The following is a 12,168-nucleotide window of genomic DNA, read 5'->3' as shown; positions in this document are numbered from 1 at the left end:
ACGGTCTATTGAATCATTATTCTATGGGGATACCGATTTTGTTAAACCAATTTTGGTGATCACCGTATCGTACGGGTCCAATTCCACGGTCTGTTTTCCATGCTCTGTATTGATCGTCGTGGACTGAACCTGATCGCTATTATTGATCACAACCAATATGTTGCTCTCAGGATAGCAAGCGCACTCGGTATACAAGTTATCCGTGATGTACTTTGTTTCATGGAATTCATTGCCCGCAAATCGAATCAAATTCAGAAGTAGTCTTGTATTTTCCCAGCTGAATTCGAAGGAAGGCAGATAAATCCCTTTTCCTTTTCCAAAAGCATGTGTGGACAGTGTGATTTGACCATCCGTTTCACTGACAACAGCTGCTGATCCATCAGTCAGATAAATGTTATTTTTCGGAAATATGCTGGCCCCCTCAGGCACCAAACCATACTCATCATTAACCTCATACGACCATTTTCCATGAACAACCCTTGCACCTGTATCCTCATCTACCCCAAGCACGTGCGCCATTCTAAAATAGCTGTCGTACCCGTCCATTGCCGAAGGCTGGTTGATACCCATAAAGGTACCACCCTCGTACACCCATTGGGTCAATAAGTCCACAGACTTGTGGTCACTCCAATGCTCTCCACCGCTCCATGCTGAACCTGCAGAGCCGGCATTGATGACAACATCTATATCCTTCAATGCTCCCTGACGAATATCATCAAAATCAATAAACTGCACGTCAACAGGCAACCCGGCTAATGCCTCATTCACATGAATCAGATCATGCATATGCGTTTCATGAAAATGACCGGACAAGGTCCACGATCTTAACTTGCCCCAGCTATGCAGCACGGCTACCTTTGTTTTGATCTGATATGGTTTTCCCTCTTGATGTAGCTCTTTCATTTCCCTGAATTCATGGGCAATCTTCTCGATATAATCCACAAAGTCCGGGTAAGGCTCAACCAGATGCAAATATCCACCCAGTCCAATCCGGTCAATCGACTCACGCAGCAGCGCACGCCGGATATTAATCCAATATTTCTTCGCATCCAGGGTAGGGTCTCCGCCCTCCTTGAAGGTAGGAAGCCCGCCTAAGCCAACTGGGAACAAGTAGGGATGCAAGCGAATCTCATGGGTATCAGCCTTAACGCCTGAGCACATTCTTGCCTCATAACCGGAGAACACACATTTGATCATGCCGTCGAATCCAAACTCCTCAAAGCGGTCATTGTACGGCTCCATGCCTACCCAGCTGTCATCATAGAAGACATACGCCAGCTTGTCATGTTTGTGCACAATATCAATCAACTTTTTACCGAATTCAATGACAAAATCATTGATAAATGCCATCCAATCCAGCTTTCGCTGATCCGCAGGCATGTGAGTGACCCGATATTTACCGCCATTTACAAAGTCCTCGGCGGAGAGTGAGTACCCATACTTTTGAGCAAACAGATCCAGTGCTCTCGAACTTACCGTGAAATCGTATGAACCCCAATCCGAGAACAGATGGCGATTCCGCTCATCACTGCCCCAGATCCAGGCGAAGTTATAAAATAGGGACGTAAAACGTACAACAGTTGTTTCCGGGTGGTCTTGACACCACTTCTCCATCCAATCCAGCAGATAGGTTTGTGTGTCTGTATAGATCGGGTCAATCTGCATCAGATGCTCTTTGTCCCAATTATTCGTCGTGTGATTGTACATGGAAATCTCTTCCCAGATCCGATAAACCATGAAACTCACCGTGTATTTATGCCAAGGAGCAACCCCAGTAATGACAACATTGCCAGATTCCCTTTCATAATTCCACTGTCCTCTAGGTACCTCTTCCCCAGTCGTTCGGTCGTACACCTGCCAATATTTAAACGCTTCTTTGGAATCATTCACCCTGAATTGTTCAGCAAAGAAGTCCTCCATCAGATAGATGGATACATAATCTTGGACAGCGACCTTGGGATTGGTAATGAGAAAACATTGCTGCAGTTTATCCAGATTACGGGATGCCCACTCATTATGATCCCGAATAATGCAAATGGTTGAATAGATGCCGTATCCGGCATTGATAATCTCATCGGACAATTTTGTACCGTCACTGTCACGGATCACATCGGCACCCCAGCGGTTGGCAAGTTCAAGCGTCAGTGCTTCATAACCGGATTCTCCCGGTAGTGTAAAGGAGCCTTTGGTTAATTTGGACAATTGGGTTCCCTCCCTATCTCAACATATCGGACAGAAAAGCGAGTGCCAGGCCCTGACCCCAGCCCTGAATCCAGTCTTTTGGTATATTGCGATAGCCATCCCGATCCTTCATCACCGCCGTACCGCCAGATACACCAAGCACCCGTCCATCTTCGCTAATGTTGTTCAGGATGCCTTCCAATGCCTTTTGCACGTATTTGGTATGCAGTGGATTGCCATTATTGATCATGGCTGCTGCAATACCAGCGGAGGCTGACACCTCTTCATACGAATCTTCGTCATCCAGAACCGTACGCCACAAGCCATTCTCGGTCTGCACCAGCTTGAGAGCCGCCAATTGATCGCGAAGTGCACATTCTACATCCATACACTGCGGATACAAATACCAGTCGTTCAATTGCGGCTTCACCTGAGACATCGTATAGGCTCCCCAAGCATTCGCTCTGCCCCAGTAAAATCCGGACATGTGGTCCTTGTTGATATTGTTATAACCGTGATACCACAGACTGCTGCTCGGATCTTGCAGGTATTTGATATGCCAGTAATACTGATTCAGTGCATCCTGAATCATGGGTTCATCTTTTAATTTGCTACCTACGCGAAGCAGGAAAAATGCCGCCATAAACAAGGTGTCCGCCCAAGCCTGTTCCGGAAAATCATTGGAAACGGATACCGTATGCTGAAGCACATTGTCTCCAAAGCGAAGTGCATGATTCTGGAGATAATCAACCTTGCTGAGGACAATATCCCAATATTTCTGATCCCCGGTTTCTTCATATAAAGTGATGAGCACATGGCCCATGGCACATGTATTTACCGTCCAACTTGGCAGACCCAGCTCGATATATTCGTCTGCCCATTTCACCAGCCTGTCCAGAATCTCTTGGTTGCCTGTCGTTTGATAGGCTCTGGATACGCCATAATAAGCCACTCCACCGGGCCAATCCCATGTCAGATCCATATCCAGTGTTTTCTTGGTAACGTTCTCGATTACGTGTAGAATCTGTTCCCTGTCATATTTCACTTGAAGCATTGTTATTCCCCTCTCAGGGCGCACACGCCCCCAAGTGCGCCCTGAGAGGTGTCCGTCCATTTTTGTAAACGCTTTACTTATTCCATTGTACGCAGTAAAATAGTCTCATTCTAAGCATATTCATAACAAAACTGCGCAATTTCAATCATTTATACATAGGAGTCCTCGAAAATGCCCAAACCGAAGAAACCGGTCATTGAATATCGTCACTACAGCCTGCCCATTGATTTCCCCGTCCTGTTACTCAGTGGAGACCGCTGGAGAATATCCGATATCAAGAGTGAGCATCTTCATTTCCATAACCACATGGAGATTGGCATCTGTTATTCAGATGGAGGCATCATGGAGATTAAGGGAGAATCTGTGCCTTTTCGAGCAGGGGACATCACGTTCATTCCCCGATATCTTCCGCATACCACATACAGTTCACCTAATAACGCCAGCCTGTGGGCTTATATCTTTTTTTCACCGGAAGAACTCTTCCGTCATTCGCTCAAAACAGCACAAACTCACATTGAACCGAATCTATGGGCGATTCAGGGAACCAATTGCATTCTGAATAAGGAACAGCATCCCAAAATTCATATGCTCGCAACTTCAATCGTTGAAGAAATGAAGCAACAGTCCCCCTACTATCGGGAGAGCGCGTACGGCTTGTTGATGTCTCTATATATCGAACTGCTTCGAATTCATGCGAACAGCGAGCGCTTGTCATCTCAGGAACAGGAACGGGAACGAGACCTCCAAGGTGACTTGGTCATCTCACCGGTACTGGAGTTTATCACCAAAAACTATATGATGCCTGTGACCATCGATTACCTCGCTGATCTGTGTCATCTGAGTACAACGCATTTTCGCCGCAAGTTCCATGAAATTATGGGAACCACACCGCTCGATTTTCTGAACAGTACCCGGATTGAAGAGGCATGCAAACGATTAAAAAGCACCGAGGCCTCTATTCTGTCCATCTCTGAGCAGGTCGGCTTCCGATCCATCTCCAGCTTTAACCGCTGTTTCGCCAAACTGATGGGAGAATCGCCTAAAGTCTGGCGCAAAGGCGCTCATACGGAAGCACAGTCTGCAAAAGCGTCAATATTGGAATTTACGGGGTGGGTATGAATTTACGTACAGCATATTGAAATAACCCTGCTCATAAAAAAGATACAAAAAAGCCTGAAAGTCGCAATGACTTTCGGGCTTTTCCAGTTCAAATCAACAACTTCATGTTTACAGTAAATCCAGTTCCACAAGCAATCTGCGGACAAGAGTTGCCATCTCGGCACGAGTTACCGGAGCTTTAGGCTCAAGTGTCGTTGCCGATTTGCCTTGAATCAGACCCAGTTTCACCGCTTGTGCGGCACTGTCTTTGGCCCAATCAGACAACGTTGATGCATCGGTATAACCCTCAAGGCTATTAGCTGCACTACTCACAGCTGGCACAGTATGTCCTGCCATCTCGTATGCACGGATCAGCATGACCATCACTTGCTCACGTGTCATGGCATCCTGTGGACCGAAACGATTACCACTGTAGCCCGTCATGAGGCCATAGGCAGTTGCCGTTTGCACCACATCGTTGTACCAATCTGCTGCCTTAACGTCTGCGAATGGTGAACTTGCGGCTGTGACTGGTTTCAGGCCAAAGGCCCTCACCATCAGTGCAGCAAGCTCTGCCCGAGTCATACTACGCGAAGGCTCATAACGAGCAGACGACACGCCATTCACAACCAGACGTGATGCCAGATCATGAACTGCTTCGCTTGCCCAGTGGCCCTTCATGTCGCTAAACGCAGTGTCATATCGGATCGGCAAGTACACGCTGTTAGTCATACTGCTTGCGATGGCAACCATCCGACCTTTTCGCACTTCGAAGCGGGTTGGCACATGCCGCAAGCTGCCGTCAGACTCAAGAACGACCACGGTTGATACGGAGCGCTCGTCCTCTCCGACCGGCAGATACAGTTCTTTGATTGTCATTTTCAAAAGTTTATCAATCTCGACTGACTTGCTTCCGTCACTTGCCGTCATGTTGAAGGCAACCGGGGTTCCTCTAGGAATCGTGTGGCCTTCACTGGCAAGCTTCGCAGCAAGCCGTTCGTATGCCTGATCCGGTTTACTTACATTTAAGCTTACTTTGATATCCTCGGCCTTTTGCCCCGGGAACGCTGCTTCGAGTGCGTTCAGATCGATGGCATTCCAATCCAATCGGTAGCTGCCCCAATCGCTTTCCAGATCGATCGAAATGTCTTTGGCAGCGAGTTGTTTAATCAGATCCGCATCCAGTTCGAAGCGTAGTTGCTCCAGTTGACCTGCAACGTGCAATCGAATTCGCTGTCCTTGCTTGACTGCATCAAGCAGCGCTTCTCGCACAGGATGAGCAACCACAGTTGGACCATTAGCACCTGGCGTAACATCGACCAGCAACAATCCATCCTTCTGCACTGCATCCAGTTCCAGAGGTACCTTCATGTCGCGGCCTCCAACGGCACTATCGATGGCTACGCCACCCACCGTCAACGGACCAACAGGCACATTAGATACCGGTGGTTTACTGCCACCCGAGCTTGACGAGCTTGGCGCGCTTGGCTCCACGCTTGAAGAGATCCGCTCATTCACCTTCACCGCAGCAGAAGATGCTGTCGTGAGTTTTGGCTCACTCGTTGTTCGTTTGGCGATAACAATCCACTCGCCTGGTTTTGCTTTGATGACTTTATCGGAAGGCAGCGTGTTCCATCCGCTGATATCCTGTTCAAATGTTGGTAACATCACTTGCGATTGGTCCGTGAAAATGCGGTATGCCAGTTCACTGCCAACCATGTTGCCTTTGTGTCCGGCAGCGCTGATCGAGACACGGGTCTCTCCCTTTTTGCCCGTTCCGATCGTGGATGCTTTGATCGTATCCATGTAATCCGGTGGTGCAGCTCCCGTCTTCGGTGCAACAACGGATACGATATCCGTTGTGCTGAGCTCCGTACCTTGCCATGTATAATCGGCCTGGATTAGAGCAGCTCCAACACGTTTTCCGCCAAGAAGGCCATCATCTTGAACGGCTGCGTTCGCTTCACCCATAACCACACTATAGGTGATGCTGTCGTTGTCTGCCAATTCACGAGTCCCATCCGTATACTCCACATAAGTCTGAACCGCAGCTTGTTCTCCACCGGCAACAAGTTCTTCCGGCATAACCAATTTCAGTCTGCGCGGCAGCTTGAAGTCGCCGTTCAGCACCTCAACAATGGCAGAGTTCACATTGCCTGCCGCGTCCTCGGTTTTAATTCGGAGACGGGTCTTCATGCGGTTCACATCAATCGGCACCTCATGTTTAAAGACTCCGTTCTCGTCCGGTTTGAACTGTGCCAATTCTTGATCACTATCGGCATCCGTTACCGTCACTTGGGCATCGGTCATCGTTGTACCCTGTACGAGCGCAACGCCTCCCTCTGCCCGTTCACCTTGTGAAGGCGAATCCAGATAGATCATCGGAGCCGTCGTATCAATTGTTACGTACAGCATCGTGACTGAGGTATCACCTGTGCTGGTATTGCGAGCTTTGAGCTGGACTGCGTATACACCATCTACCTCAAAGTTGAACTTCAGCTTGTCTGTTGTTGCAAGGTTAGTGGTGCCCAGCGAACCATCGTCCGTCGAAGCCTCTACAACAACGTTCGACTGATTCGAAGCCACGTTCACAGTTACCTGATTCGAACTTGTAACAACCTCGTATTTGTTGTTGACCACTTGTTTGTTATCGAGTGAAAGCACTGGCCCTGTAGGGGCAGGAAGCAGCTTTGACCCGCTATACGTTGTTGTGGATAAACGAAGATTCGCTTGCTCATCGGAAGCCGGTTTGCGTGCGACCGTAACGCCCATACGATACGATTTGCCCGGCTCCAGTCCGGAATGGCGTACCTCTTTATCCTCCATGGCAATGGTGCCGTCTGTATTGCGCAGCACTTTGCCGTCCGCACCCAGCTTAGGCGTTCCTAGTGCATTCCATCCACCTACGGTGACATGATACTTGCCATCCTTAAGCGTGGTTTTCAAGTCGGATTCACTGTATCCTTCTTCGCCGAACGGATCATACAGATGTCCTTGCTCATCCGATGCGGTCAGGATGTAAGTGAACTCCTCCGCTTCTTCTTCGGCTGTTTTGGTGATCGCCGGGAAAGCGACCTCGAACTGCCCGTTACCGATGCTTCTCGTTTCCACTACCGGCACGGCGTTGGGAGCAAACGGATCTACGAGCGTGTACCCTTCTTGTGAAGACAAGACAGAGAATGCCATATCCGTTTTCAGTTCCGTACGCAGATAATATGTCCCTTGTTGCAGCAAACCACGAAGGTCTGCTCCGCCGAGGTACGAAATCTGTTTCACGTCAAAGGTCATCTCGCCGGATGCACGACCGTCAGCACCAATATCGGCACTTTCGATCTCTATTCCTTTGGCAATCATGATCCCTGGATCAATGGATTCGTCCGGTGTAGGTGTGGCCTGCAAACGATCCGAAGACAGATACAGATCAACCGTATCTCCAGGCGAAGCGTTGTCCACGGTCCAGGTTGCTGTGAATTGGTCCGCATCCTGTGCATCTACCGCAAGTTCCGTCGAAGACAGTTCCGGAAGTACCGGAATGTTCATCAGCTTGGACTTGACCGATTGACTGGACGTCAGGGTCCAACTTCCCGTTTTTGCGTCTTCCTGTGGAATCGCAACATAGATCCGACGGATATCGGTGCCCTGAAGCTCTTCTTTTTTGGTCACTGTTGTACCGTCGCTCTTCAGATCACCCTCTTTAGGTGCTTTGATAATCTGTTCAAACGCCGTTGCGTTCCGATCCGTTGCTTCTCCGTACACGATATCGTACGTGCTTCCGTCGTCACGCTTCAGAGTCAGGGTAGGTCTGGTTGTTGTATAATACTCCAATTCAAGGAGCGCATCCCCTGTCACTCCACTCATCGGGATCACATGTGTTTTCCCTCCATTGGACGTAAGAATGCCGCCAATGCCGAGATTTTGCGAGCTATCCTCGATCATATCGATGCCGTCCCCAACGGCGGTATATCTAATCTCGTAACGCTCAGGCTCCTCATTTTCCCATGATGTCGCAAGCGTCTCTATACCTGTTCCGATCTGTAACAGGCGCGGTCCCTGCTCCGGATCATTAATTGCCAGATGTGCGAGCGCCTCATCGTCCAATGCCGATCCATCCGTCAAGAATGAGATGCCGCCGCCCCAGTAATATTTGATGCCCAGGGTGAGGAATAACAAGGAGATTCCTGCCCACAGTTCATCGTTATTAACGCCTGCACGGGTTCCAAATCCTAAACCGCCGACAACCGGCACTGAACTTGGTATCTGTATTTTGGAGCTGATCATGCCTTCAAAATCGACTCGGCCCTTCTCCAGGTTCTCGCCAATAAACAAGCTGGCACTGCCCACAATGATATCCCAACCACCAACATCAATCTGTGCCCGCGCACGGATAAACATTGGACTGGCCCATTGGGTCTGAACCAGTGCTTCCGTCAGCATCGGTATGACTTTGCTGCCCTCGCCGAAGCCGAGTTTGCCCACCACTTTGAATCCGGTAGCTCTGAGCGTCAGGTCTACACTACCTGAGAAAACAGCCGGCTTCTGTCCCAGCTCCATGTCGATACCTGCCTCCAGCGTCAACGGCAAGCGCTCGGTACCACCCGCAATCGTCATCGCAAGTTCACGGATTGCGCCGCGAATACTTGAGATTTTGGTAGCCGGATTGATCATGATGCCCGGATCAGGAAGGTCCGATCCAAAAGCAATGACGTCTGGAATAATCCGTCCGTCGGGAACCCGTTTAAAAGCAAGTTCCGCACTAATGGAGAACAAGTTCTCCAGTTTCGCCTCAAAGTTAACGCCGTACGTATTCATGACGTCGTATTTGTTTGGGTCCTTAAAGTGCGTAACATTGATGCCTCCCTTCACACTATCCTCGGAGTCCGGTTTGAACAAACCAATTCTGTTGTCCAGTTCAAACGCCAGTGAGGAATCAATGCCCACGAAGCCCGATTGGTTGAACATGACGTTGCTTACTTCCCCATTTACAATGAACATCTTCATTGCACCGCCGAAGGAAACCCCATCCTGCCGAAGCACAAAGTCATTCAACTTCAGCCCGAAACCATCCAACGAGAAGGTCGGTGTCGAGAACAGGGTATGTTTGTTGAAATATACGTATGAGACAAGCAGATTGCGGTATGGATTGAGCGCATCGCCCAGCATACCGTTAGCCCAAGTCAGGGTTCCGTTCAGGGTAGGGTCTTCCGGATTGCGTCCTTCCTCCCATGCCTGCTCTTCATCCGTCAGCTTTGATTCCGTTCCGAGTGACTTATCGAATCCGTTGTAGAAATCAACGGTCCATTCGCCGGAATGGAATACGAAACCGCTATTCGCCACGCTTAGGGTACCGTCGCCACCCACAAAAAGGGTTTGCAAGAATGGCGTGTCCGTATTGGCCCTCAAGTCTTTGGCGAGCGGGAAATTCCCTGTTGAAATGGTCAGGTCTTTCCCGCTGTAAGCTACACTCTTGTTGAGAATCGCAGGTTCTGTATCCGATTGAACCGTGTATTGGGCGTTTGCACCCGTACCGGACTGCACGATCTTACCGCGCACTTCCAGAACAACCTCCTGCTCGGTATCATCATCAAGTCCTTTTTCGAATGTTTCGAATGCCGCTTCATTTTCGAACGTTTGGACCGCATATACCGGAGAGGCCGATGCATCGATGGCCCCAGCTACATCCAGGGCAGGGTCCAGCTTGCGTGAAGCTGCCACCATTTCCTGCTTGGCAGCAATCAGTCTCGCCCGATCCTGATCCAGCTTTGTTTTGAACTGCGCGTCCGTCAGATTACCATACGTCCATGGCAGCACGCTCGCAAACGTCGCTTTCTCACCAGCACCTGCATTCAGGTCCAGTTTAGTTTTATATACAGCGAGAATTCCGGCTTTGCGAACCCGGTTCTCTTCGTTCTCAGTTATGGCAAAAGTCTGGTCTGTCTTGAAGCTCAGCGCTTCAGCCATCTCGGGAATTGACTTATCCCGATAGTCTACCTGCACAGCATATTCTCCTAACGGCAAGATTGCGTCGTTCAGCACTTCGAGCGTTGTGCCGTCCGCATTCACCTTTTCCCCGCCACGATATACCAGCTTCAAATCTCCTGCGAACCCGTTTCCAAGCGGCTGGGATGTTACAGATCGGGTCACCGGCACTTTGTAACGATCCCCGTTCTTCACGTTCACCAGATACATGTCAAAGTTGGCAGCGGTAGACGTTGCTTCATTGCCAACATTGTAGGCAGCGATATTGGACACGTTCAGCGTGATGTACTTCTCGTCCTTGCTATACGCTTCCTCCGGTGACATGGCGTAGACCAATGTCTCTCTTAATTCGCCAACCGGTGGCAGGAAAATAAAACCTGCTCTCGACGATTCATAGATTGCGCGAATCTCCGATTCCGGAAGCCCCTCGCTCTCTTGAGCAGCTGTCTCCAGCTTTTTCTCTGTCTCCGGGCTGCTCACCGTCACCATATACTGGCGCGTTGAAGGCCAGGCTTTGCCTGTACCCTTCACTCGCCATTTGGCTGCGACGACCTCGCCCGGTTTATACGGAATGAATTCAATGCCCTGTGCAGCTTGTTCCGGCGGAACATCTTTGCGGAAGGTAAGCTTCTGGCTCGTTGCATTGAGTTCCTTCCCATTCTCATCCACAAAGCTCAGACCTTTCTCCAGTGTCAGAGTCACATCAATCTGGCTATGGTTTGTGTTGAACATCTCCAGGTTCTCGATCTCCGTGTTCACTTCGAACACGCCGTCATTCACGTAACCCGTCTCTTCCTCATTGGTCTCCAGCTTCTGCGTTGGATCCAGGAAACGAACATCAAATACCTTCTCCGGGGATACAATTTCTCCCAAACCGTACACCAGTTCATACGAGTGCTGGGCGCCAGCTTGAACCATATCAGGCTCCCAATAGAAAGCCACGGCCGTATCGGCTGTACCGTAGTCATTGGTATCCTGTGTAAAATCAAGATTCTCGTCCGGTTCATATGCCCATTTCGTTCCCGCGAGATTGGCCCAATGCCCTACCACCATTTCATCAACGATGTTAATACCGCCCTCGAACAAGTTGTTGAATCCATAGGCAATGACATTTGTAGCCAGCGGGTTGCTCAGATCAAGCTTGTCCCGCATCACCCAGTAAGGTGGCAGCTTATGCAGATTGTACGCCTGCTCGTCCGCGTTTTTGTCATAACCGAGCTTTTCTGGCTCGTGAACCAGTTTGCGCTCCACCGTAAGTGGAACGGAATAATTCTGCCCGATCTGGAAGGCCGGGCCGTCATTGCCACCGACCGACGTGTCCAGCAACACACGTGACCCAATCTCTACCTTGGCATTTGTCGTGTTTTCCACGACATATTGAACACGCGCATTACCGCCCTGATCCTTGTCTTCCTTCAACAGCAAAGTGATCACTTGGCTAATGCGAATACCTTGAACCGTCCATACGGTCACGAGACTTTGGGTACCGTCATTGCCCGTTACGACCTTCGGAGGTGTAACCTCCGAGGTCCAGTTCGGTGCCATTTTATACGGATTACCAAAGATCAGATCCGTTCCGTTAATACGGAACGTCGTGAACGACGTCTCCGGGTTATCTCCACCAAAGATCATATCCACGCCGTTATCCTTTTTGCGGATTGGCTGGCCATCTTCTGTACGAATACTAAAGCGCCCACTTGCATTGTCCACTGTTACCTTGATAAACCCGTTCTTAATGGATGTCGTTCCCGCTGAGGAAACGGCTGCTGCCGCGATGTGAATTGGCAAGACGCTGATCAGCATGACCATGGCCATCAACGTTGCGATTATCCGAATGATTTTGTTCCGTCGCATGGGTG

At 49.7% G+C, this 12,168-nt stretch carries 4 protein-coding genes; 1 reads left to right on the top strand and 3 read right to left on the bottom strand.

Translation table 11 applies throughout. The features are described from left to right. Window positions 1–21 precede the first annotated feature (21 nt). Window positions 22–2,202, bottom strand: coding sequence for a 1,3-beta-galactosyl-N-acetylhexosamine phosphorylase (gene gnpA / locus MHB43_RS04480; RefSeq protein ID WP_405131432.1), 2,181 nt, complete (start codon window positions 2,200–2,202; stop codon window positions 22–24). A gap of 13 nt (window positions 2,203–2,215) precedes the next feature. After that, on the bottom strand, window positions 2,216–3,235 hold the full coding sequence (locus MHB43_RS04475) for a glycoside hydrolase family 105 protein (RefSeq protein WP_237178093.1): 1,020 nt from the start codon (window positions 3,233–3,235) through the stop codon (window positions 2,216–2,218). Window positions 3,236–3,406: 171 nt separating this feature from the next. On the opposite strand from MHB43_RS04475, the gene MHB43_RS04470 reads away from it, so the two are divergent. Further along, window positions 3,407–4,354, top strand: a complete 948-nt coding sequence (locus MHB43_RS04470) for a helix-turn-helix domain-containing protein (RefSeq protein ID WP_405131431.1) — start codon at window positions 3,407–3,409, stop codon at window positions 4,352–4,354. 108 nt (window positions 4,355–4,462) lie between these two features. On the opposite strand, the gene MHB43_RS04465 is transcribed toward MHB43_RS04470, so the two are convergent. Next, a complete protein-coding gene (locus tag MHB43_RS04465; protein ID WP_405131430.1) occupies window positions 4,463–12,163 on the bottom strand; it encodes an S-layer homology domain-containing protein in 7,701 nt (2,566 codons plus the stop codon). Window positions 12,164–12,168: the final 5 nt, after the last annotated feature.

This window comes from Paenibacillus sp. FSL H8-0317, from assembly GCF_045040685.1.
Classification (GTDB): domain Bacteria; phylum Bacillota; class Bacilli; order Paenibacillales; family Paenibacillaceae; genus Paenibacillus.
Note: the sequence above shows the minus strand (reverse complement) of the source record. Positions and strands in the feature narration are given on the sequence as shown.